11 protein-coding genes and 5 pseudogenes are annotated in these 26,326 nt (G+C 47.2%); 2 read left to right on the top strand and 14 right to left on the bottom strand.

Features of this window, described 5'->3' with window-relative positions; genetic code table 11:
- Nucleotides 1–91: 91 nt before the first annotated feature.
- From JCM16496_RS07330 to JCM16496_RS07265, 14 genes and pseudogenes are all read right to left on the bottom strand, one after another.
- Nucleotides 92–2,335, bottom strand: coding sequence for a GH92 family glycosyl hydrolase (locus JCM16496_RS07330; RefSeq protein ID WP_025833280.1), 2,244 nt, complete (start codon nucleotides 2,333–2,335; stop codon nucleotides 92–94).
- A gap of 273 nt (nucleotides 2,336–2,608) precedes the next feature.
- On the bottom strand, nucleotides 2,609–3,580 hold the full coding sequence (locus tag JCM16496_RS07320; RefSeq protein ID WP_025833278.1) for a glycoside hydrolase family 130 protein: 972 nt from the start codon (nucleotides 3,578–3,580) through the stop codon (nucleotides 2,609–2,611).
- A 23-nt stretch (nucleotides 3,581–3,603) separates the two neighbouring features.
- Nucleotides 3,604–4,913: pseudogene (locus JCM16496_RS07315) on the bottom strand (MFS transporter).
- A gap of 21 nt (nucleotides 4,914–4,934) precedes the next feature.
- Nucleotides 4,935–7,201: pseudogene (locus tag JCM16496_RS07310) on the bottom strand (GH92 family glycosyl hydrolase).
- A 166-nt stretch (nucleotides 7,202–7,367) separates the two neighbouring features.
- On the bottom strand, nucleotides 7,368–9,341 hold the full coding sequence (locus JCM16496_RS07305; protein ID WP_025833276.1) for a BT_3987 domain-containing protein: 1,974 nt from the start codon (nucleotides 9,339–9,341) through the stop codon (nucleotides 7,368–7,370).
- Between the two features lie 36 nt (nucleotides 9,342–9,377).
- Nucleotides 9,378–10,526, bottom strand: coding sequence for a DUF1735 and LamG domain-containing protein (locus JCM16496_RS07300; RefSeq protein ID WP_025833274.1), 1,149 nt, complete (start codon nucleotides 10,524–10,526; stop codon nucleotides 9,378–9,380).
- Between the two features lie 10 nt (nucleotides 10,527–10,536).
- A complete protein-coding gene (locus JCM16496_RS25390) occupies nucleotides 10,537–11,142 on the bottom strand; it encodes a glycoside hydrolase family 18 (protein ID WP_500778595.1) in 606 nt (201 codons plus the stop codon).
- Nucleotides 11,142–11,543 carry a glycoside hydrolase family 18 gene (locus tag JCM16496_RS25385; RefSeq protein ID WP_500778594.1) on the bottom strand — a complete coding sequence of 134 codons (402 nt, stop codon included), beginning with the start codon at nucleotides 11,541–11,543 and terminating at the stop codon, nucleotides 11,142–11,144. The genes JCM16496_RS25390 and JCM16496_RS25385 overlap by 1 nt, the downstream gene beginning before the upstream one ends.
- Before the next feature lie 37 nt (nucleotides 11,544–11,580).
- Nucleotides 11,581–13,200, bottom strand: coding sequence for a SusD/RagB family nutrient-binding outer membrane lipoprotein (locus tag JCM16496_RS07290; protein WP_025833273.1), 1,620 nt, complete (start codon nucleotides 13,198–13,200; stop codon nucleotides 11,581–11,583).
- Nucleotides 13,201–13,212: 12 nt separating this feature from the next.
- Nucleotides 13,213–16,541: pseudogene (locus tag JCM16496_RS07285) on the bottom strand (TonB-dependent receptor).
- A gap of 302 nt (nucleotides 16,542–16,843) precedes the next feature.
- A pseudogene (locus tag JCM16496_RS07280) lies at nucleotides 16,844–19,117 on the bottom strand (GH92 family glycosyl hydrolase).
- A gap of 65 nt (nucleotides 19,118–19,182) precedes the next feature.
- A complete protein-coding gene (locus tag JCM16496_RS07275; protein WP_025833271.1) occupies nucleotides 19,183–20,172 on the bottom strand; it encodes a FecR family protein in 990 nt (329 codons plus the stop codon).
- Between the two features lie 11 nt (nucleotides 20,173–20,183).
- Nucleotides 20,184–20,777 (bottom strand): RNA polymerase sigma-70 factor, encoded by a 594-nt coding sequence (locus JCM16496_RS07270; protein WP_025833269.1) that lies wholly within the window; start codon nucleotides 20,775–20,777, stop codon nucleotides 20,184–20,186.
- Between the two features lie 11 nt (nucleotides 20,778–20,788).
- Nucleotides 20,789–23,018, bottom strand: a pseudogene (locus JCM16496_RS07265) (GH92 family glycosyl hydrolase).
- Between the two features lie 173 nt (nucleotides 23,019–23,191).
- Here JCM16496_RS07265 and JCM16496_RS07260 point away from each other — a divergent pair.
- Both JCM16496_RS07260 and JCM16496_RS07250 read left to right on the top strand, forming a co-directional pair.
- Nucleotides 23,192–25,204: an HAD-IA family hydrolase gene (locus tag JCM16496_RS07260; protein WP_025833267.1), complete on the top strand. Its 2,013-nt coding sequence runs from the start codon at nucleotides 23,192–23,194 to the stop codon at nucleotides 25,202–25,204.
- Between the two features lie 747 nt (nucleotides 25,205–25,951).
- Nucleotides 25,952–26,245, top strand: coding sequence for an outer membrane protein assembly factor BamD (locus tag JCM16496_RS07250; protein ID WP_025833265.1), 294 nt, complete (start codon nucleotides 25,952–25,954; stop codon nucleotides 26,243–26,245).
- Nucleotides 26,246–26,326 lie beyond the last annotated feature (81 nt).

The raw sequence follows: 26,326 nt of genomic DNA, 5'->3' as shown, positions 1-26,326 counted from the left end.
TAACAACTTACAAAAAAGCCCGCCACTGACTTGAACTTTGTCAATGGCGGGCAACCTAAACCATCACCGATGCTATCCTGACTCACAATACCTATCGAAGACTAAATCGCAGTTTTCCACTCTGCACCAGTTCTTCATGAGTGATACGATATCGGGACAGTTTTTTTCCTCCCAGCTTCATCTCGCGGATATATAGGGATTCTGCTGACGGGCGTTCCGTCTCTATTACCAGCTGGTCGCGTCCCCAATACTTAGGGTCGAGCTTTATGGTCACCTTATCAAATACCGGAGTAGACAGCGTATAAGCCGGTTCTCCGGGACAATCCGGATAAAAGCCCATCATGTTGAAGATAGCCCAAGTGGACATCGTTCCGGTATCATCATTGCCGGGAATTCCGTCGGGGGCATTCTTGAAATACTTCTGTAAAAGGCGGTGCAGCTCTTTCTGCGTGCGCCACTCTTCACCCTTGAAATAAGAGAAAAGATGGGCATATGCAATGTCCGGTTCGTTGGCGGGGTCGTACAGCCCTTCGTCGAACACGCGCTGAAGCTTGTCTACGAACGGCTTCTTTCCACCCATGAGCCGGGCAAGCCCTTTCACATCGTGGGGAACATAGAAAGTATAGTTCCAGGCACAACCTTCGTGAAATCCGGGGTTCGGCTCAAAGTTCTCTCCCTGCCTCGGGTCGAAAGGAGCATAGAATTCACCGTCAGGCAGGATGGGACGGAAAGTACCGTACTCCTTACAGTAATAATGCTTGTAGCCCAGCGAACGTTCGTGAAACAGACGGGCATCTTCCTTCTTGCCAAGCGCTGCGGCTATGCGCGACAAGGCATTGTCGGCAATATAGTATTCCAGGGCATGTGAAACGGAATTGTCATACTGCTCCCGCAGGGGCACATATCCCAATGACACGTAGTCGTCATTGTCCGGGCGGAGCAGATTCTCCGCTCCCGGCAGGGTGGCTCCCTTGCGCATGGCTTCGTAGGCCAGTTCTATATCAAAGTCGCGCAAACCTTTCAGCCAGGTGTCGACAATGACGGGGATGGAAGGGTCACCTTCCATGGTCAGCGTCTCACGTCCGTAGAGTTCCCATTTGGGAAGCCAGCCATGTTCACGGTACATGTCGAGCATGGAACGCACCATCTGCAACTGCCGCTCGGGATATACCAGTGTAAGAAGCTGGTGCACATTGCGGTAAGTGTCCCACAAAGAAAAGACGGTATAACGGTCGCCTTTGGTAGTCAAAATCTTGTCACTCTCCATAGCGGGATATTCCCCGTTCACATCTTGCAGGATATTGGGATGTATCAGCGTATGATAGAGTGCCGTATAAAAAACGGTTTTCTGTTCCTCCGTACCTCCTTCTACAAGGATGCGCGAAAGGTCATCGTTCCAGCGGCGACGGGCTTCCTCCAGCACTTGACCGAAATTCTTTCCCTGCTGCTCGGTATCCAGATTGAGGCGGGCATTCTCCATGCTCACAAAAGAGACTCCCATCTGCACTTCCACCTGCTCGCCTTCTTCGGTATCGAATGTAAGATAGGCGCCGATATCATCTCCCGCCAGTTCCTTCTGGTAGCGGGTGTAAAGTTTGTAGCGTCCGTTATCGGGGTCCCATTCGGCCTCTACACCGGTCATGGGGCGCTGCTTCTTCCAGTAGCCCGAAGCGGCGGGCTGCTTGTTGACACGCATCACAAAGTAGATGGGGAAAACGGCCTGTGGGTTGTAGCAGAAAGTACCCAGCAGCTTCATGCCTTCAAACTCGCATTCGCCCGTCCGGCGCAGAAAAGCTCCCGATTCATTGGTCAGGCCTTCGCCCAGGTTCAGCAACACATGGCTCTGCCCGGCAGGAAAGGTGAAACGCGCCACACCCGTGCGAGGGGTTGCCGTCACTTCCGTCTTCACACGGTAGCGGGTCAGGAAGTTGCTGTAATATCCGGGGGATGCCTGCTCGTCCTTATAGCGGCTTCCATATTCCTTATAATCTACGGACAGCTCTCCCGTAGTGGGCATCAGCAGCAGAGAGCCCAATTCCGGACAACCCACACCGCTCAAATTGACATGCGAGTATCCGGTGAAGAAACAATTGTGATACTCATAGGGAGTGGACCACCAGCGGGCATCTTTATCGTATTTGTTGTCCTCCGAGCCCATCACGTTGAAGGGCACTACGGACATCATTCCATTGGGACAGACGGCGCCCGGATTCGTGGTACCGAAGTTGGTGGTACCGACAAAAGGATTCACATAGTCCGCGGGATGCTTCTCCGCAGCCATAGATGCCGTGAGCATTCCAAAGGAGATGATACAGAAAGTAATCAGTCGTTTCATAATATAGTAAGGATTTGTTCTTTATTAGTTAGTGAGCACACTACCAATCCCGGTGTCATTGCATGCACTCTGCAAAGTTACTGCAAACGGTCTGCAATGACACTGCAAACTACTTTGCAGTAGCGCTGCAACAGCTTTGCAGTGACGCTGCAACGGCTTTGCAGTGACACTGCAAAAAGCATGCAGTATCTTTGCAGTGATATTGCACTAAGTATAAGACAGTTACGGCAGACGCTTTTCAGCAATATCAAGCGCCTGCCAACTGCTTGGTACTTATAAAATACTTGTGCGCTTCGTGAACTCCAGAATCTCGCGGATATAGCCAAAAGCAAGCCCCACTACCGTATCGGCCGCACCGTAGTATACAGCTACACGTTCTCCATCCTGCAACGCTGCGCAAGGGAACACCACGTTGGGAACATCGCCCGTCAGCTCATAAGGAGCAGCCGGCGCAAGCAGATACTCACGGGTGCGGTAGAGCAACTTGGCAGGATTGTCCTTATCCAGAATAGCCGCTCCCATGGAGTAACGGAAACCGTTGCAAGTGGTTATCACGCCGTGATAGAACATCAGCCAACCTTCGTCCGTGAGAAACGGTACGGAACCGGCACCTATCTTGGTGCATTGCCAGGCGCTTTCGGGGAAAGGTGTGGGAGCCATCACATGACGGTGTTCGCCCCAGAACTTCATGTCGGGGCTGAAGCTGATGTAGATGTCGCCAAAAGGAGTATGTCCGCTGTCGCTGGGACGGCTCAAGAGCGCATATTTGCCATCGAACTTCTGAGGCAACAGCACACCGTTGCGATTGAAAGGCAGGAAGGCATTCTCGCACTGGAAGAACTCCTTGAAATCGAAAGTATAGCCGATGCCGATGGTGGGACCGTAGTAGCCGTTGCACCACGTAATCCAGTAACGGTCTTCAATCCATGTCACGCGCGGGTCGTATTTATATTCGGACTCTATCATATCCGTATTCCCGGCCTTGAACCGGATGGGTTCATGCTCTATTTCCCAGTGGATGCCGTCCTTGCTGAAACCGGCAAAGATATTCATCTGCACCGCCCGATTGTCACAACGGAACACACCGGCATAACCATCCTCAAACGGAACCACCGCACTGTTGAAAATGCTGTTTGACGACGGAATATGATACCGGCCTATTACGGGATTCTCCGAATAACGCCACATTACATCCTTACAGCCTGCCGGCCGTTCTTCCCAAGGCATTGTGATTTTGTTGCTCATAATTGCTCTATATTATTAATTGGTTATTGTTGTTTCTTCTCATCGGCATACGTAAACGGTATGAAGTACGTAATGAGGAACGCCGGAATGGTGGCAAACAGCGTGAAGGTAAAGAACGCCTCGTACCCCAACCAGTCGCTGACAAAGCCGCTGATTGTCCCCGGCAACATCACACCCAGATTCATGATGCCCGAAGCAAAGGCATAATGTGCCATCTGGTGCTTTCCCGGCGCCACCTGCTGCATCATGAACAAGGTCAGTCCCACAAAACCGAAACCATAGCCGAAATACTCGAGCACGATGGCACTGCCTATCAGCAGCCCGCTTTCCGGCTGATACATGGCGAGCAGGTATAAGCCACAAAAGGCAGGTTGAAGATGCAACAGAGGGAGAACAGCGTCCGCCGCAATCCTCTGTGCGAAATGTAATAGCCTGCCAACAGTGAACCCAGCACAAAGGCTGCCGCCCCATAGGTGCCGTAGTACAAGCCTATCTGCTGCTCATTCAATCCCAAGCCGCCTGCCGAACGCTCCGCCTTCAAGAAAAGGGGGACAATCTTCATGACAAAGCCCTCGGCAAAGCGATAAAGGATAATGAACGCTATATAGTACCAGATGTGCTTCTTCAAGAAGAAATCCTTGATTACCGCTACCAACTGCTCCCACGTCTCCCTTGCCGACTTGGCGCCGGATGCGGTCGCACCGCCCGATGGCAGCATGCGCATGTGGTAGAAGCCAAGCAGCAGCATCACCGCCGCCAATATCAGCATCACCGTCATCCATGCATGCCGGGTAGCCTCGTGGCGGACTGCCTCTGTGGCACCCTCCACCCCACCGAAACCTACCAGCAAGGCACCTGCCAGCCAGACCAGCCCGCCGGACGCCACAATCTTCGCTATATTGTAGAAGGCTCCCTGCCAACCGATATACTTGGCCTGGTCCTGCTTGCTCAGTTCCGACATGTAGACACCATCCGTAGCCACATCGTGTGTGGCCCCGCTGAAAGCAATCACCGCCAGCAGCGCAATGCATACCGCAAAAAAGAACGGCAACTGCAACGCCAAAGCCACCAGAGCAAAACCCGCTCCGGTAACCATCTGCGTCAGTACCACGAAAAACTTCTTCGTCTTGAACATTTCAAGGAACGGACTCCAAAGGAACTTCAGTGTCCAGGGCATCATGATGAGCGACGTCCACAGAGCAATCTGCGCGTCACCGATACCCAGCCCCTTGAACATCAGCACAGAAACCATGTTCAGTACCACAAACGGCAATCCCATGGCGAAATATACGGTGGGGACCCACGATATAGGATTATGATTTTTTCGGCTCATCCCTTCTGTATATTATCTGTATCACTTCAACGGTTCACTGCCCATAGTCAGCTCCAGCGTACCGCCGTCCACTATATCCTGATGCGTGAAGAACGGAGTCTCCAGCTTCTTGCCATTCAGCACAATGCTCTGCACATACTTGTTGTCACGGCTATTGTTATGGGCTATCACCTTGAACGACTTGCCGTCTTTCAGATGAACGGTCGCCTCATTGAACAGCGGACGTCCGATGGAATATACCGGCTTGCCGGGGCACACTGATAGAAGCCCATCGCATTCAGAATGTACCATGCAGACATCTGTCCGCAGTCTTCATTGCCCGAAAGTCCGTCGGGGTTGTTGAAGTAAAGCGTATGCAGCACCTCATCCACAATCTCCTGCGTACGCCAGGGCTGGCCTACGTAGTTGTAGAGATGGGCAATGTGATGGCTCGGCTCATTGCCGTGGGCATACTGGCCTATCAGACCGGAAATATCCACCGAGGTCGATTCACCTTCCAGCTTGGAATCGGCCGTGAACAGAGAATCCAACTTGCCGATGAAGCGTCGCGTCCTCCCATCAGTTCCACCAGTCCGTCCACATCGTGGGGAACGAACCAAGTCCACTGCCATGCCGTACCCTCGCAATAGTCATCGTTACGGTGATTGGAAGCGCGGGGGTTGAAAGGCGTACGCCAGTTGCCCTCACTGTCCAGTCCACGCATGAAGCGGGTACTCGGGTCGAAGTACACTTTATATCCCTCGGCAAAGGCCGCATACTTGTCGCGGTTGGCTTCGTCGTCCAAGGCACCTGCCAGTACGGAGATACACCAGTCATCGTAAGCATATTCCAGCGCTTTTGCCACGGACTCATTGTCCTTGTCGCAAGGCACGTAGCCAATCTTGTTCTTCCAGTACTTGGCCTGCGGCATCAGGTGCGGCACAACCAAAGGATGGGTGATAATGCCCGTCGTATCATATTCTGCCGTACGGAGGCAAGCCTTATAGGCATCCAGCACGTCGAAGTTACGGTATCCCTTTACATAAGAATCTGCTATGAGGGAGGCTGCATGATAACCAATCATGGTACCCGTATAGTTTCCGGCCAGTTCCCACATAGGCAGGACGCCGCCTCGCGGGACTTCTGGATGAGCGAGCGGATGAAAGCCTCGTTCAGTTCAGGATCGATAATCGTCATCAGCGGATGATAGGCACGGAAAGTATCCCATAAAGAGAAAATGGTGTAAATAGGCTCGTCCACCCTGCTTGATGGGGATTCAAGTCCATACCAAAGTAACGTCCGTCGGCATCGGTAAACAAGTTGGGCTGCATACCCGTGTGATAAAGTGCCGTGTAGAACATGGTACGCTGGTCGTTGTCCTTCGTATCGATGTCAATCTTGGAAAGATAAGTGTTCCACTGCTGGCGGGCAGCGCGGCGCACACCGTCAAAATCCCATCCGGAGATTTCGGCTTCCACATTCTTGCGGGCACCGTCCATATCCACGGCAGACACACCTACCTTCACCAATACCTCCTCATTGTCTTCCGTCTGGAATTGCAGCAAAGCTTTGGCAGTAGGCAGCAGCGGACCACCTTCGTCCAATGCCATGGAGTCCGTGACCAGCGTATAGGTGAATGGTTTGGAGAACTTGGCGTAGAAGTTGATATACTGGTCGAAAGCCCAATATACAGTCTTCTTGCGTCCACGAATTTCAGTGTCGCTGATTACTTCCAGCTCCATCTGTTCATTCTTCTGGCGCTGGATGCTGTAATCCAGGTCGAGGATAAAGCCCGCATCTTCCGTCTTCGGGAAGGTGTAACGGTGAATCGCCGCACGCTTGGTAGAGGTCAGTTCGGCTTTCACACCGTAGCGGTCCAGGAAAACGGAATAGTATCCCGGTTCCGCCACTTCATTTGCGTGGGAGAAGGCAGAAGCATACGCCATCTGCTGGCTCTTCGAACCCATGGAGTGGTAATCCTGCCGGCCTACGGTGGGCATCAGCAGCACATCGCCGTAATCGGCACAGCCCGTACCGCTGACGTGTGTATGTGAGAATCCGTTGATAGTAGTATCTGCATAATAATATCCGGAGCAGGCATCCCACTCGTAGATACGTGTGTCGGGGCTGGGCTGAATCATCCCGTTGGGAACTACCGCCCCGGGATAGGTATGCCCATGTCCACCCGTACCGATGAACGGATTGACGTAAGACGCATAGTCCGGTGCTGTCTGGGTACAGCTGCAAACTGCCCCCAGCAGAAAGAGTCCGCCCAACAGTATGGAACTAGATTTCATGTTTTTCTTCATATTGCTTATTGTATAAGGAGATGTATAGCTTCACGATAGAATCTTGTTATATGAGAATGCTTGAGGAGGGCCGCCCTATTACTTTGAGCAAAGCCCTCCTTTGTTTTATCTATGAAAGAATTCAAGTGTCCGTTTTCCGAAACCTCAGTTTACGGAAAACATGGCATCAGCGTACCTTCTTCATCGTATAGTTCTCACTCACGAAGTAAGGAACATCGGGGAAGACGGTGGTTTCAATCTCACCGCCTACATACTTGTAAGGATTGATAGCCCATCTGTTGCCCAAGCCATAGATACGCATGTCACCGTTAGGAGCAATATCACCATCCATGGAATAATTATCATACTGAGGATATGCTTTCCACTGGAAGACCTTGCTGTAAGTACCGAAATGCATTTTATACGTAGCAGGATCTTCAGCATCGCCCTCGTGAATGGTTTGCGGATAGATAAGCAGTGCACCGTTATAGTAATCGCAGTGCATCGGATACTTACCGGTAATTTCGGAGAGAGTTCCCCAATTGTAAACCAGATAACCGGTGCCTTCTGCGTCTTTCTCGATGATTACGTTCTTCTCAAACTCCTGGCTGCCCTTCCAGTCCCACCAGCGGGGATTACCTTCTTCGTCCACATAGGTAAAGAGGGAGTTACTGGAAGTTACCTTCCACTCGCCGACCAAATCTTCATAACCCAGCATTTTGCCCTGATAAGCTTCACCGGTACGGCTCCAGTACTTGCCACTCCATTCCACTCCATCATCAAAGAGCACCTCACTTATTTCTGAAAGCAACACATAGTACTGATACTTCAGCGGTTTGGGGTTGTAGAACATCTGAATGCCATAGCCTTCATCTTTCACTTTTTGGAATCTGCTCTTGTCAAATCCACTCCAACCTCCGTTCAGCTCATCATTAATCTTCCAAGGCAGCGGGGCATACTTGGATTTAGGCAGGTTCTCAAAGTGGGATTCTTCACGGCCAAAGGCTCCGGAGGGATTCTGATTCTGATAATAACCGTAGGTCATATAGTCCACGATGTCACCTACCTTCATACCCTCTACCTCACCGTCGGGAGAGTCAATCGAACCATATTCATACACACCGATCAACTTGTTGCCAAATACTTGGCGGCATTCGTAAACCAAGCGCGCGAAGTTGGCACGTGAACGTTTTTCGAAGCCGGGGCTGGGATTGGAGTTGTTGTAGCTGGTGTACTCATCATCAAAGTCGATGCCATCCAGGCCATAGATATCCAAGTAAGCCTTCAGTTCCTTGGCAAAGTCTTTGGCAGCAGCTTCCGAAAGGTTGCCCATACCGGCCTCGTCATGGTTACCAAGAATAGTCATGGTCACCTTAATGCCCTTAGCCTGTAAAGGACGGATGAACTTATCCGCATTTTCTAAAAGGAAAGATACCTTATCGTTACAGAACACGTGTACACGACCGGTCTCGGTGTCTTGATTGATATTGGCGGCAAAAATACTCACCACATCAAAGAAAGGCTTCCCGCTCTTCTTCATGGTGTATTCGCCCAAATTCAAGATGTTCTCATCGTTCACCTCCACAAAGCAGTGAGTAAGAATGTCCCCTTTCTTCGAATCGGGAATGGCCGGCTGAGGTTTCACCAAGTAAACATACGACTGATTGGCAGCAGACATTTCCACTCCATCATTGGCGGTTGCAGAAACAGCTACAGCGTATGTAGAACCTATTGAACCTCCTGCTTGAATCGTTAACTCCACCGGAGCAGACTTTCTCTCTCCGGATTTCACTGTAGCTGTTCCACCATTTACCAGACTCACATTGGGGTACATCGTGTAAGATGTACCATGAGCATCATTATAAGCGTCTAAAGCATCTTGGCTGACAGTAAAAGTCACCGTAACGTCTTTGTCGGCAGCTTTAGTCAATTCAAAATAGACATGTCCGCTGGCTGTCTTGTCACCAAAGACAGAAATCGCCGTAAGTTCACGCGCTCCGGCCAGCGACTTCACCATGCCGTATACGCCATCCACCGTTTCCAGTTTACCTTTGTCTTTATTAGAGATGACTATATCGTCTTCACAGGCCGTAAAAACCGATGTAACAGTCCCAAAGGCCATGGCCAGCAAACTCATTTTTATATAATTCTTATATTTCATGATAAATATCAGTTTAGTATATTAAGGTATAATACATCATTTCGCTTTAGCGGGAAGCTCCACGGCATTCCAGGTTAAAGCATTTACAGCAGTGGCATGATTCTCGTTTCCGCTATAATCACGGATAGAAGTACCCGCACCTTCATCGAATTTCCAATAAGACACAAGACCTTCACTACCGGGAGCCACCTCATAGAAATGATCCTTGGCATTGATTTCGTCCTTAGTCAATACCTTATTCCAGATACGTACCTCGCTGATGTTACCTTCCAGCCAACGGTCGTAATTATAAGAGTGACCAATCCAGAATCCATTACCTTCATTCGTTTGAGTCTGTCCCCAATTCACTTCGCTCATATTGGTATGTCCGGCATACACCTGCTTACCGTTATAGTAGACGGTCACATCACCCTCGTTGAACGTCATGGCGATGTGCAGCCATTCACCGGCAGGAATTACCAGATCCGAAGAAGTCAAGTTGGGACTTGCAGCAATCTGCAATTGATTGTCACCGATACCGGCATCTCCCACACGAAGCAGGAAGTGACCTTCAATGCCCATAATGGAACTAATCAGCTTGCCAAACTTGTCGAAGCGAACCAAGCATTCGGCAGTAAACTGTTTCATGTGATTCACCACATCGGGATTATCCCAAGTGACAAACACGGAGTTCTTAGTCATATTGGGCACCGTGTTGATGAGAGCGGCACCTTTCAGTATGTAATACATTGTAGAAGCACTTTGCAACACACTGATATTGGCTTGCGCAACAGTAACCGGCAATACATACACCTTTTCTCTATCCAACTCGTCCAGTTTGCTGAACTTCACAGACACCATATCCGAAAGAATTGTACCGGCAGGAATAGCCACCTGTTCGTTTTCCAATGTATAATGTCCTTCGGGAAGCATTTCCGCATTGTCGTAATAGGCTTCATTATAAGTAGAAACCAATGAAGCATCTATCTTTAGAGTAGCCGTTATATCATACTCAACCGGCTTGGCCATAGACAGCTGAAACTGCCCTTCAGTAGTAGGAACCGTACTTTTCAGTAATACAGTACTGGTTTTTATAGAAGCATTAATATATAACTGATTGTCGAAGTTCTCAATATCATCACTGCAAGAAGCTAACACACCAGTCAACAATGCCATTGATACTAAATATAAGTTTTTCAATTTCATAATGTTCTTTTTATTTAATAGGAGCAGGATTCATAATATTTATAGCTTCTTTCACGCACGGATAAATTGCATCCGCATTATAATAGTCATATTGAATATTATAGATGGCAATACCGGCACGGGTATAATCAGAAGAAGACTCTGTTACCCAATAAGCGGCTTCCTTCATGGCACGTTTTTCACCGAAATATCCAGTTTTACCATCCGTAGCATCCATCGAAACCGTAGAAACAGCCACCACAAAACGATCGGTAGGAACTTCTTTCGAAATCATAGCCTTACGAACTACCAACGACAACTGTTGGACATCCTCCAACTTGTCGGTCACCAAAATGATGTGACGGCACTCTGACAAAACAGTCTGCCCCATCAGATTTTCCGGATAACCTTGGAAAGTCAGCATCTTATCAGCATGACTACCCTTCCATTTCATAATTGCAGCGAAAAACAAATCTTGTTCAGCTTTAGCCTCAGCCTTAGCCTCATCCGACATATAAATAGGATTCTTCCCCTTGTATTCAACAATAATACCATCGAACGAAGCTTCATATCCCAACAATCTGTCCAATTCGGCCTGCAAATAAGCAGCAAACGTTCCTGTTTCAACACCCTCCACTACCTTATCGGCATATTCTTTCCGGATATTGTCAAAACTGATGGTATAAACACTTTTGTCCCTTTGGCACGTACAGCAGCCATATCTTTTATTTCAAATTCGGCCAAATCAGCAGGATGCATCACAGAAACCACATCCAAACTATCAGGTACATCCGAAATATGCTGTCCACGGCTATAGGGAGTCTTCACACTGTTATCAAACCATGCATACGTCACTTTGTGGCTTTCGGAACTTTTGTATTCATTCAAATTCTGCAAATACTTGGCATAGAGTTCCGGACTCTCTTCGTCCAATCCGGGTCTGTTGAGTTCAATGCTCTCTACATCGGTACATGATGCCAATAAGGTCATAGCCAATGCAGGAAGCAACGCTCCAAATATCTTATTATATCTTTTCATATTACTCAATAATTAATTGGTTGATTTAGTTAACAGATTATTTACAATCCCACCAAACGCGGGTTGCCATTGTATCACCTTTCTTATTACTGGATTCTTTAGCTAAAGCAGAAAGAGCTACACTCAGATTCTCCATATTGTCACGATACTCATCGGCAGGATAAGTCAAGCGACGTGCACCTTCAGCACTATTCACCACACCGTCACTCAAGTTATGTGCCACCGGCATTAACTTCGGATAACCGGTACGACGATATTCCGACCATGCCTCCATGCAATTCGGGAAAATGGCTATCCACTTTTGAGTAATGATTTTCTCCAGTTTCTTTTCAAAATCATCAGCCTCATTCCAAGCCACTGTAACCGTGGAACTTGTAGAGCCTGAATAATCGTATTTCTGTCCGTCTTCACCTTTCAACGGGTCTTTATAAGCAGAAGGAGTTTTTGTAGAGTTAGCCAAATACTCACTTACACCTGACACTCCCCGTTCTTCAAAAGAAAGAGCCACAGCATTTTCGTAAAGAGCTTGAGCCGTACCGCCCATGTTCCAACCACGCAAAGCACCTTCCGCACGTAAGAATGCCACCTCCGAAGCGGGGAAAATCAACATTTTATCACTTACCGTCACTTTCATGCAAGAATAGCCATGAGACCAGGCATTAAACATTCCCTGCCCGATTCCGCGACGTAAACCGACATAATCGTCCGTACCTTTAAAAGCACCTTGCGATTCTGCGGCAAAAGTCGATTTGCCATAGTAGGCTTCCTGACGCGGGTCATTGAATCCATTCATATAACATACCAAATCAGCAGAAATACGTGCATCACTCCAATTCGGCATGAAACGTTCCCACGGATTGTGGTCCACCACCTTATGATAAGCACCATCGGCACTTGCTGTCATCACTCCTATTTCCGCATTTACCGCTTCTTCCGCTTTCTGCTTGGCAAGGTTCTCGTTTGCATACACAATACGCATTGCCATACGAAGTTTCATTGAATTGGCAAACTTCACCCATGCCTTTGTATTGCCTTCATAAATACGGTCTCCACCGGCATTGAACTGCTGATTGGCATAAGTGGTAAGCACGTCTATAACTTTATCCAAATCCTCGAACATCTTGGTATAAACTTGCTCTTGAGAATCATAACCGGACTTCAAGGCATTGTTCACACCCACCTGCGAATAAGGAATCGGTCCATAGCTATCTGTCACACGCAACATGGCACAGATACGATACAATTCAGACAAAGCCAAATACACCTCATCAGTGCACTGGTCTTTCAGTTGGAAATAGTTAGGATAAAATTTATCATAAAAATCAGCAAAAGGTATACGTGTCCATGCCTCAGACGGATTGAAGGTAGCAAAACGTCCCGACCAACCGGTACCCAGGTTGGAGTCTGCCACATAACCGGAAAAACTTCCCGGCATCAAGCAGTCCACATATTGGGCAAAATTCTCCTGTTCCGGCATCATCACGTCCTGCATATTCAGGAGAAGCGCACTGAACAAATAATCATCCGGCAACATCTCCTCCAAATCCGGTTCATGAGGATTTTTGTTGTAATCCATATAATTGTCCGTACAAGCCACACTGCCCAGCAGAATAGCTCCCATAGCCATATATCTTGCTATTGTATTATATATCTTCATAATTCTTGCTTTTTAGAATTTAAGTTTAACATTGAAACCCACACTGCGCATGCTCGGCATCATAAAGTAGTCTATACCCTGATAGTAGTTATCGGTTGCAGAAGCAGTGGCCTCAGGGTCAAAAGGAGCCTTGCTGTAAATCATCCACAAGTTACGTCCTATCAATGAAAGGGTAATATCCATTACATTGCCCAATTTAGCCCGTGGGATTGTGTAGCTGACAGAAGCTTCCTGCAAACGCAAGTTGGTCGCACTATAAGTATAATACAAGGGAATACCGCTATCGGCACCTACCGTAGTATACCATTTTTCGGCATCTATCACATCACCGCCGTTTATAATCACACCACCATTATCACGTGCCAAGCTGATGCTTCTGAAACGCCATTGGCATCGAGGGTAGCTTGCGTGGCAGAATAAACAATACCGCCAAGACGGGCTGTCAGCAAGAAACCGAAACCGAAATTCTTATATTGGAAGTCATTGCGCCATGCCATATTTGCTTTCGGGAACACACTGCCCAATTTGACGCCGTTCTTCAGGCTTTCGGTTTTTACCGCACCATCAGCATCTACATAAATATTGTTGTTGGCGTCACGCTTCAAGTCGGACATAGAGTAAAGGTCACCTAAAGAACCACCCTCCTTCAAAATGAAGTGAGCATTGGACAAACCTTTCATATCCAGCTGCGACTTAGATATTACTTCACCGGTAATCGGATGGACATATCCGTCAATCAAACTAAGGATTTTATTCTTATTGGCACTCAACGTATAGTTGGAATTCCAAGTAAACTTATTCCAAGTGTGCTTATAACCCAAAGAAAGTTCCACACCACGGTTACGTACATTACCCGTTTGTGCATAGAACGTGCTATAACCACCGGTTGGTAATTCTTGAGTATCCATAGTCTGATTATAAGTCTTAGTATTGTAGAAAGAAATGTCTAAATTGAAATCCTTCAAGAAGCGAGCCGTCAAACCGACTTCCCAAGAATCCGTACGTTCCGGTTTCAAATCATACAAAGGATAAGCCGATTTGGTCTTATACATACCGGTTGAATTATCCCATTCAAAAGTAGGATATGCCAGAAAACGCTTGAATGGCAAACCGACAGAAGCCCATGAAGCACGCAACTTCAAGTAAGAAATACTTTCGGGCAACTTAAATATCTCGGAAAGTAATACAGAAGCACCCACTGACGGATAGAAGAAACCTTTCTGCGCCGACTTCGGTCCGGCCAACTGAGAAGGCCAGTCATTACGTCCCGTCACGGTGAGATAGTATGCACTCTTATAACCGATTTCAGCAGAAGCAAACACAGATTGTGTCTGTTCACGATAACCGGATTCTTCACGCTTAGTGGTCTGACGATCCAACTGAGTTATAGAGAAAAAGTTTGCAAGTCCGTTAGAAGGAATGGGACCCTTCACGCCCATTGCTTCCGAACGGGTATCCGAATAAGAAGCACCGATGTTGGCAGTCAGTGCCCAATCGTCACCGAAGTGTTTGTTTATATTAATCAAGAAGTCAGCATACGCCTGCTTATCATTGAGGTTGGTCACTCCATAATATCCGTTTTCAGAACCTTCGGCAATGGTGGGCTCGGTAGAAGCATAGTACTTCTGTGTGAAGCGATTCATTGAATTATCCACACGTACACGTCCGGCAATATTCAACCAGTCCAAAATGTCATAGGATAAAGAAGCGCTCAACATATAACGGTCTTTGTCATTCTCACGCAGGTTACGGTAATTAATCCAATAAGGGTTCTGCAAACGATATGAGCCACCACCTTGCGGCCAATACTGCGTATACAGCTTGCGAACCGGGTCATAACGTTCGAACATCTTGTATTCGTCCCAATCATTACCACGTGGGAACAAGTAAGCAGAAGCCACCGGATTGGCATAGATACCTTGATTGGTCATATTACGGTCTTTCTGCATGATGTACTGCGCACTTACATCCAGTTTCATCTTATCATTCAAGAACTGTGTCGTATTGCGGAATGTAAAGTTGTAGCGCTCATATTTATTATTGGGTACAATTCCACGGGAGTTTACGGCAGCGGCAGACAAATACGTCTGATTCTTATCCGTACCCGTAGAAAGGGAAATGGTTTCCGTACCTATGATACCGGTCTGGAAATAATCATCTTTCGGACTATAGCCATAACGATTAGATGTATTCAGACGTTTGCCCCAACTTGCATCCGTACCCGATGTACCATACCAATCCTGGAACTTAGGCATCACAAAAGGATTCAGCATTTCCGTATTACTGGAAACAGACAAAGAGACACGTCCTTCCTTACCCTTTTTAGTCGTAATGACAATGGCACCATTAGAAGCATTACTACCATACAAAGCCGCAGCAGCTGCACCCGACAATACCGACATAGATTCAATATCTTCGGGATTAAGGTCAGCGATGGCCTCAGTAGTACCTTGTGAATCAAATTCGCTTTCACCACCTGCTGAACTAAGATTATACATCGGAATACCATCAATAACATAAAGAGCGTTAGAGGACTGCTCAATACCTCTGGAACCACGCATCACTACTTTGCTGGCACCACCCACACCGGAAGAAGAGGCATTGATGTTCAAACCCGCCACTTTACCATTCAGCGAATTAATAAAGTTAGCATCCTTCACAGCCAATGCAGACTCAGCATCCACTTGGGTCACATTATAGCTCAAAGCCTTTTCCGCACGTTTGATGCCGAGAGCGGTAACCACCACTTCATCAAGAAGTTGAGTATCACCAGACATCATCACATTAATCGGTGCATTACCTTTCACGGGAATTTCCTGCGTAGTATAACCGATATAAGAGAATACAATCACCGGATTCGCTTCCGTAGTGGTCAGCGTAAAGTTACCGTCGAGGTCGGTAATACACCCGTTACTGGTACCTTTTACCAATACATTCACACCAATCAGAGGTCCCATGTCGTCTGACACAACTCCGGTAATCGTCCGTTCTTTCCCTTGTTGGTTGCCTTCTTGAGGAGCAGCAGACTTTTCAGAAAGATAAACGATGTTATCCTCCACTTTATACGAAATGTCTTTCCCCTTGAGAATAACATTCAAAGCATCTCCAATGGATGCATTGTTCACTTTGACGTTTTCTACCGGCAACGCAGCCAGTTTGTCGTCACAAAAAAATTGAGACTTGGATTGAGACTTGATTTGTTCAATGACTGTCCCCAATGTGCCGCGAGACACATTCAGGTTTAACTGGGCAAAGCCCCACTGGATAGAAACTGCCATGAACAACAAAACTAATAAAGCCCGCATGAACGTCGAACTCCGAAAAGCATAATTGTCTTTCATAAACACAATTTATAGGTTATACAATAAATTACTTCGAGAGATTCATTCTCCCGCATTCCTATATAAAACAACGGACCATGAAAATACACTTACTGAAAAAGTATCTTTTTTATCATTAATCCTAAAAAAAGAGTTGCCCCGAAAATAAGTTGATATATCATTTTGCTCAATATTACTAACGAAGTAAATAATTATTTCCACCCGATTCAAGAAAATCATCTCTAATACAGACAGCAAATAGCAAAATGATATATCAACTTATTTCCGAGGCAACCTTTTTCTTACTATATTATTACTATTCTTTACTTCTTCAGTTCATTCGAGAAAGAATAAGGATAATCTTCCGGCTGCGTACCTCTCTTCATATTAGGCTGGCTGCCCATATCAAACCTCAAGGTACCGCCATTCAGCAAATCGCCATGCGTCAGATAATTCTTGGAATAATCCACGCCGTTCACCTTGAGAGACTCGATATACATGTTTCCCGGTGAGTTATCCGGAGCGTCAATTGTCAGGGACTTACCGTTCTCGAAATGGAGGGTAACCTTACGGAACAGAGGAGCGCCCAGCACATACTCGTCCGTACCAGGGCAAACCGGATAGAAACCAAGTGCAGAGAAGACATACCACGCGGAAGTCTGACCGTTGTCCTCGTCACCGCAATAACCGTCGGGACCGGCAGTATACATGCGGTTCATAACCTGACGAAGCCAATATTGAGCCTTCCAAGGTCCCCGGCGTAGTTATAAAGGTAAATCATGTGCTGGATGGGCTGGTTGCCATGGGCATAGTTACCCATATTCATCACTGTCATCTCACGGATTTCATGGATTACCTGACCGTAGTAGCTGTCATCGAACAAGGGCGGGACAATAAATACAGAGTCGAGCATCTCCACGAAAGACTCTTTTCCCCCCATCAAGTCTATCAGACCTTGAGGGTCGTGGAATACAGACCAGGAATAGTGCCAGCTGTTACCTTCAGTAAAGGCGTCACCCCACTTCAATGGAGAGAAAGGAGCCTGGAACCGGCCGTCTTGATTACGACCACGCATCAGCTTGCTTTCCTTATCAAACACATTCCTATAGTTCATGGCACGTTCCGCAAAGAGTTTCTGCTCTTTCTTCGGACGGTTCAGTTCTTTTGCCATGCGGTAGATGCACCAGTCATTATAAGCATACTCCAAAGTACGGGCAGTGTTCTCGTTGATTTTCACATCGTAGGGAACATAACCAAGCTTGTTGTAATACTCATAGCCGAGGCGACCCGTAGAAGAGACCTCGGGATGGACATTCTTTGTACCGTTGATGAGACCTTCGTACAGCGTCTGCACATCCTCCACCTTCACACCTTTCAGATAGGCATCTGCCAGTACGGAAGCAGAGTTATTGCCAATCATACAGCCACGGTGACCCGGACTTGCCCATTCGGGGAAGAAACCGCTTTCCTTATAGGTGTTGACAAGACCTTCCTGAATCTGCCTGTTCACTGACGGATACATCAGGTTGAGGAACGGGAACAGACAGCGGAAAGTATCCCAGAAACCGGTATCCGTATACATATAACCGGGCAGCACCTGACCATTGTAAGGGCTGTAATGAATAGGACTTCCCGCCTCATCCAGTTCATAGAATGCACGGGGGAACAACAAGGAACGATACAGACATGAGTAGAAAGTACGGTACTGGTCAAGGGTTCCGCCTTCCACATCAATACGGCCCAGCACCTTGTTCCAAGCATCCTGACCTTTCTGAACCAATGTTTCCAAATTGTCATTGCCAAGCTCCTTCAAGTTACGGTCAGCCTGCTCAAAACTGATGAAAGAAGAGGCTACACGGGCATGTACCACTTCACCCTTGCGGGTTTTGAAACCGATAACAGCACCGGCGTGTCCGGCTTCCTGCTCAACCTTATTCGCGCTCAAGACGCCATCGGCTACAGAAGCCTTGTAAGTAAAGGACTTGTCGAACTCTATCACGAAATAGTTCTTGAAGTTCGCGGGAACACCGCCGCTGTTACGGGTAGTATAACCGATAATACGATTCTGCTCCGGAAGTATCTTCACATAAGAGCCCTTGTCAAAGGCATCGACAACAACGTATGAATGATCATTTTCAGGGAAAGTGAAACGGAACAACACAGCACGGTCGGTAGGCGTGAACTCGGTAACTACATCGTGTTCGGCAAGATATACCTTATAATAATGAGGAAGTGCCACTTCGCCCTTGTGGGAGAACCAGCTTGCACGCTTCTCCTCATCAAACTCGGGCTTGCCAACCACCGGCATGATCGAGAACTGCCCGTAGTCGTTAATCCAAGGACTGCTGGTGTGTCTGCTTGAAACCACGGATCTTGTTCGCGGTATAGACGTATTGCCAGCCGTCACCCATCTTACCTGTCTGAGGAGTCCAGAAGTTCATACCCCAGGGACGTGCGATGGCAGGATAGGTATTACCGGTGGAAAGTTCGAAAGTAGACTGCGTGCCGACAAGAGGACTGACATACTGGGTAAAGTCTTTGGCATGCAGCCATAAAGCACTGCTCACAAAAAAAAGCAATAGGATTAGTTTTCGCATAATATCAGAAAGTTGTTAGTATTAAGTAAAATCTTCTCGTCATATCTCGAATTTGTGCGGCCTTCCTACTTCGTTGAGGAGAGGAAAACACTATTCCCCACAATTTTATACTCCAATGGAATGGCATTCCTTATCAGATTCAGCACAGCCCCCACACTCTCTTTTTTCTTCAGTGTACCTGAGTAGGTCTTGCTTACATCGATGTTCGGTGCCAGAATTACCTTCACCCCATACGAATTCTCCAATGTACGCGCAATAGTGTATAGGTCGGCCTTCTCAAAGACAAACTCATTGTTGTGCCAGTTTTCGATTCCCGTATCCACCTGCTTCACCACCAGACGTCTGGTCATTCCGTTCAGCTCTGCTTTTTGTCCGGGGGCAAGGGTAATCATCCCCTCGCCATGATTGCCTTTCACCTCTACTTCGCCTTTCAGCAGGGTAGCTACCGCAGACATCTTAGCCTTGTCAGACTTGAGATTGAAAACAGTTCCCAATACTCTGACCTGCATGGCCTCACTCTGTACAACAAACGGTTTCTCCGGGTTCCTCATCACCTCAAAATATCCTTCTCCTTCCAGATAAACCTTTCTTCCCTCCCCTGCAAACTCATGCGGATATTTCAGGGTGGTGTTTTTATTCAGCCAGACTTTGGTTCCATCCGGCAGTTTCAGTTCCTTAATCTTATCATGAGTGGTGACAGCCAGTAATGTTTCCGGCTGGCTATAAGTCTGATAAAAAAGATAGCCGAAAGTACCCAAAAGGAAGAGGCCCACAAATACGGCCGCATACCGCATCCATCCAACCATCCTCCGCACCTTGTACAGTTTCGTCTTCTCCTGTTCCAGCCTTTTAAACAATCGCTTTTCGGCCTTTTCTATGTCTTGTGTATTCGAAGTATCCCCCAGTCTCCCCAAATGGTAAATCTCCTCCAGCCTGAACAATTCGCGTGCATTCTCACCAGACTCTTCCAGCCAGGCGTTCACCTCACGAAGTTCATCTTCCGTACATTCACCCATAAGGAACTTGGCCAATATCTCCTCATTCAACTTATTCATTCTTTCCTTCATTATGATAATAAAACAACGCTGCTCGCAAAAACACTTACTTTCCCGATGAAAAACAGAGCCAACATCAGGTTCAGATACCCCAGTTTATCACGCAGCAACTTCAAAGCTTTGTACATGTGGGCCTCCACCGTACGCAATGACACTCCCATCGTATCAGCTATCTCCTTATTCTTCATATCATGCAGATAGCTGAGTTTGAATACCATCCGGCACTTGTCCGGCAATTCATTGATGGCATCGGACAGCTTCCTCCTGAGTTCGGCATCCTCTATCCGTTTCACCACATCATTGCTGTCGGGTTGATAGAACTCAACCCTCTTTTTATGGATTTCGAGCATGACAGCCTCATAGCCACTCACAATGTCCCGATGCTTCAAAACGTTCAAGGCACGGGTATACACCGCCCTATACAGAAAAGCCTGAATCTGCTCTCCCACCTTCATGGTATCTTTCCGCTTCCACAGCTCCACGAAAACATCCTGTACCACATCTTCCGCATCTTCCTCTCCCACAATGCGTGTGGCGTAGAACAGCAGATTGCCGTAATACCTGCGGAAAAGAGATTTATATGTCAAGTCGAAATGTTCATCCATATTTTAGCCGGTTATCGGGGGCTGTACCATGCCTGGCCCGGTTTATCCCCCATTTCAAATTCGAAAACACTTCCATCCATTATCTGTTCATGCGTAATATAACTTTTGTCATAGTTCTTACCGTTGAGTTTGACAGATTGAATGTAGCAATTTTCCTTGCTCACCGCCGGTGCCAGTACCGTAAAGGTCTTTCCACCGGGCAGGTGCATCTTCATTTCCGGATATAGGGGGGTACCGATTTCATATTTTCCGCCAACCGGGTCTACCGGATAAAAGCCCATCGCACTAAGCACATACCAGGCGGACATCTGTCCGCAATCCTCGTTGCCGCACAAACCGGCAGGAGTGTTCAGGTAGAGTTCACGCATCACCCGGGCTGCATATTTCTGGGTTTTCCAAGGTTGATCCACAGCATTGAACAGATAGATGACGTGATGGCCAGGCTCATTTCCATGTGCATACTGACCAATCATCCCGGTGCTGAAAATAGGCAGCTCATCATCTGCAGAAGGATTGTAAGTAAACATACTGTCCAGCTTCTGGGCAAACCGTTCCTTACCTCCAGTCAAAGCTATCAAACCGTCAATATCCTGCTGCACAGACCAGAAGTATTGCCAGCCGTTGCTCTCGCAGATGTGCGGAGTATAGTCGTCCGGTGAGAAGTTCCGGATAAACTCTCCCTTGTCATCACGGGGCTGCATGAAAGAACTTACCGGATTGTAGACATTCCGGTAATTACGGGAACGCTTATAAAACGCGTCCGCAACCTCCTTATCGCCCAGCTTCTCTGCCATACGGGCTATACAATAGTCATCGTATGCATATTCCAGTGTTTTGGAAAGTGACCAGTTTTCCGAATTATACCGGTCTGTCACATTATAGGCACATAGCCATATTTCTTATAGAGCCCGATGCCACGATAGGAATCGATATTGGCAGTAGCTACACAAGCTCCAGGGCCTTTTTCGCATCGAAGTCCCCAATACCTTTCAGATAGGCATCTACAATGACCGGCACAGAGTGGTAACCTATCATCATATCTGTCTCGCTCCCCTGAAAATTCCATACGGGAAGGCGACCGTTCTGTTCGAAGAAGGCGAGGAAGGACTTCACCATATCGTTCACCCGTTCCGGCTCAATAAAGGTATAGAGAGGATGAGCCGCACGGTAAGTGTCCCACAAGGAGAAAGTACTGTAATTTGTCCAGCCCTCCGCCCGGTGCACTTGCTTGTCGGGACCGTAATAGGCGCCGTCCACATCACTGTAAATGGTAGGAGCAATCATCGAATGATACAAAGCTGTATAGAACTTGACTTTCTCATCGCGGTCATCGCATTTTATTTCTATCCGGGACAATTGTTCGTTCCAATCATCCTGCACAGCAGCCAGGTATTTGTCGAAATCATCATCGGGTACTTCGGCTGCCAGATTACGTGCCGCCCCTTCCATACTCACACCGGAGATGGCAGTACTGACAAGAATCTGTTCTCCTTCCTTAGTCTGGAAGTCGAATCGTGCAATGACAGATGTCCCTATCCGCTTGCCGTCTTTCTCTATGGCAGCTGTATCGAGCTGCATCGCAGCAAACGGTTTGGAGAAACGTGTACGGAAGTAGAGGCGTTGGTCGCGTGCCCAACCGTCAGAGTAACGGTAACCTTGCACCGTTATCGAATCGACGGCTTCTATGTGAGAATCATTAGTAAAATCCCAATTCATGGCTTTCCGCAAATTCAGGAAAACGGCAGCATCGGCTTTGGGGAAAGTATACCGCTGAATGCCACAACGCTCGGTGGCCGTCAACTCTACATTGATATTATAATCTTTCAGACGCACCTGATAGTATCCGGCGCTTGCCGACTCTTCCGAATGAGAGAACAAAGAGTGAATGCCGAGCGGAGCTTCCGCCTCCTTATAAGGCAATGTCACCGGCATAAAAGAGATGTCATACAAGTCACCAGCGCCGGTTCCGGAGAGATGGGTATGGCTGAAGCCTGCAATGGTACTGTCCGGATAAAAATATCCGGAAATACGGTCCCAGCCCGGCAGTCCGTTGTCAGGACTGAGCTGCACCATGCCAAACGGTGCCTGGGCACCCGGATAGGTGTTTCCAGTAAAATCTGTACCGATAAAGGGATTCACAAACTCTGTATAAGACACACTCTCCACATCCGACACCTGCGAGGTGCATGCCAGAAAGGACGAAAAGGCCACAAACAAACAACAAGATTTTATCAAATTCATAACATTATAGGGTTAACGTGTATAGTATAACAACCTAACCGGATAAAACACTTACACATCTTGTCACTTTTCTACAGAATTCATGCAAACAAAAGTAATACAAAATTCCGATTAATCCTCTTTTTTATTTTGTAAAAATAGACTTTACACTATCTTTGCCACAAAAAGTCACAATGAATTACACGACCTATCTTTTCGACTTTGACTATACGCTTGCTGATTCTTCCCGCGGAATCGTCACTTGTTTCCGCAACGTACTGACCCGCCACGGATATACAGAGGTGACGGATGACGACATCAAACGTACTATCGGCAAGACTCTGGAAGACTCTTTTTCCATCCTCACCGGCGTGACAGATGCCGGACAACTGGCAGGATTCAAGGCAGAATACCGAAAAGAGGCCGATACGCATATGACTGTCAACACGGTGCTTTTCCTGGAAACCAAGTCCGTACTGACTGCACTGAAGGACTCCGGCGCCCGCATCGGAATCATTTCGACCAAATACCGATTCCGCATCAAGGAACTCCTCGACCAGCATTTTCCTGAAGATTTTATGGACATCGTCGTGGGTGGTGAAGACGTGAAAGCCGCCAAGCCATCTCCCGAAGGGCTACTCCTTGCCATGAAGCGGCTACATGTCACCAAAGCCGAGACTCTCTATATAGGCGACAGCACAGTAGATGCGGAAACAGCCCAAGCGGCCGGAGTAGACTTTGCCGGAGTCACCCACGGAGTAACCACTGCCAAAGAATTGGAGAAGTACCCACACCGGAAAATAATGAGCACTTTGGAAGAACTGCTGGCAGTTCAGGAGGAGCATCCTTCCATATTCAAGATTGAAAATCCCATCCGGCCGGAAAACGCGCATGCCACTTCTCTCCGGAAACAGAAAAGGATAAGTGTCTGGCAAATCCTCCTTCTAGTGACACTCTTCTGGTTGGCTATTGAAGAGCTGGACATGACCGACGACAGCAACTTCTTCCCGGTTGTCTTCATACTGACATTGTGGGGCATCCTCCAAAAAAGAAGGATACTACCCAACAAAGCAAGAACTTTCATCGACTCATGGTGGCACCCCTGCGCAGTACGCCTGCGCGCATTTCACATCAAGCTGATACAAGGGAGAAAAACTCCTCCCGCTGGCAACGAAACCTGCACCTGCCTGAATTGTGGCACCACCTATACCGGCAACTACTGTAACCGTTGCGGACAAAGCCGTAACACTCCACGCTATCGGTTGAGTAATGCGCTTAAAAACATTGCCGGAGGCTTCTTCAATATAGATAATGGCTTTGGACGTACCCTTCTGGAACTCCTCTACCGTCCGGGATACATGATTAGAGACTTCATCGGTGGTAAGCGTGTAGAGTATTTTCGCCCGTTCCAGACACTCTTCATTCTTGCAGCCCTTTATATCATGGCTGTGCAACTGGTAGACCCGGAAGCTCTGAGCAAAAAAGAAAAAACGGAAAAGACAGAGCAGACAGACAAAGAAGAAATCATTGCCGCTAAAGAGAAGCTTACCAAAAAGATGGAGAAAACCTATAGCAAAGAGGAAAAGCGAGCCCTCGCCATCACTATAAAAAGCCTGGAGAAAAGCTTGAACAAACTGGAAGAGAAGAACGACTCCACTTCTGCCACACAGGTATCCGAACAGAACAGCGATGATGGCGACCTCATCGATGAATTTGTAAACGACACCTCGGAGGTGGGAAACAGACTGGAAAAAGTCTTCCAGAACTCTCCTTTCCTAATGAAAGTATGGAATCTGATGAAGAGCTGGGGACACGGAAACAAGGCATTCCGCATCATTGCCACACTGCCTTTGTTTGCACTTGCCACCCAACTTGCCTTCCGACGCCGGAAATATAAGTTAAACTACAATACCACGGAGCATGTGTTCATACAAGCCTACATAGCTTGCCAGATACTCCTGCTGAGCATCATCGTGCTGCCTTTCAACGGGTACGCAAAGGTAGACGATTTGTATGAGTTGCCCCTATGGTTTATCTTCGTCCTCTTCTGCTGGGATTATAAACAATTGTACCACGGCACCTGGTGGAGAAGCTTCTGGCGCACTATCCTCATGCTGACTTACAGTCTTGTGCTACTCGTCATATTTGCATGCCTTGTAATGGCGCTGATGTTAGCCGGTATCTATGTGCTGAAATTCATCTTGTAACAGCAACCATCCCTACACAAAAGTTGAAAAAAACAAAAACATCCGTCACGCCATCACGGAATACCATCCATCTATCTATCCATCAACCAATTAGTCCGTGATAGATAGGCGTGATAGATAAAAACCGCAACAAGTATCTATCACGGGGGTGTGTCAAAATTCACCACAGATTACACGGATTAACACAGAATGTGCTTAATCTACTGATAATCAAGGATGCTTATCTGTGCAAATCTGTGTAATCTGTGGTGAATACCACTTTTGATACCTTCAGACAGCCCGCCTTGTCCGGCTCAGTGCCATCAATGCTATCCTCTTGGTTTTAAACATGAAACTTTTAGTTTTGCTATGAAAAACAGATAGTTTCAATAACAGAAACCAATAGTTTCTCCATTTGAAACCAATAGTTTCATACGGTGCAAACTTTTGGTTTGCACTAATGAAACTAATGGTTTATGCTGCTGAAACTTTTGATATTCAGCTGTAGAACGAATCCGACTTCCACTCATGGAAAACCGTAAATGACTGACATTAAGAAATCAGCCACCTATAAACACAAAGACAGTCAAGATGAACCGGAATATTATCGAAAACATTTTTAGGGGTAAAATTGGAATACTTTTTTCAGTTCAAGGTAAAAGCTCTATATTTGCAAGCAGTAGAACCAGCCAAGCCTCTTGACAATGCTCTAACAGGCGGGTCATTTTTTAATTCCCCTTTTTACAAGCAAACATCTGACTATAAATTATGGACCTGAATTTGTCGATTATTTCTATAATCCTTGTGGTAACTTCTTTATTCTCATGTAGCAGTGGCACAAAGCAGGACAGTGTTTCCACAAATGGGACTGTTCCGTCAGTGGAAACCTTACGCAAACAATATGCCTACGCCCGCTCCCTGCAAGGAGAGAAGAAATACGACGAGGCCATACAAGCATACAAAATCTGCCTTAACATTGAGGCAAAAGAGCAATCTACAACCGATGTTTTTGTACTTAAAGTGTGTCTGTTCCGTAGCTATTTATCAAAACCAATTTTATGATGGCCGTATCATTCACTTCATGTGGGGGCAATGATGAAAATGAACCACAATCCGTTTATACGGCTCAGGCGGCCTAAAGTC

The organism is Bacteroides rodentium JCM 16496 (assembly GCF_000614125.1).
GTDB lineage: Bacteria > Bacteroidota > Bacteroidia > Bacteroidales > Bacteroidaceae > Bacteroides > Bacteroides rodentium.
The sequence above is the reverse complement of the archived record's forward strand: the minus strand, read 5'-3'. Positions and strand labels throughout refer to the sequence as shown.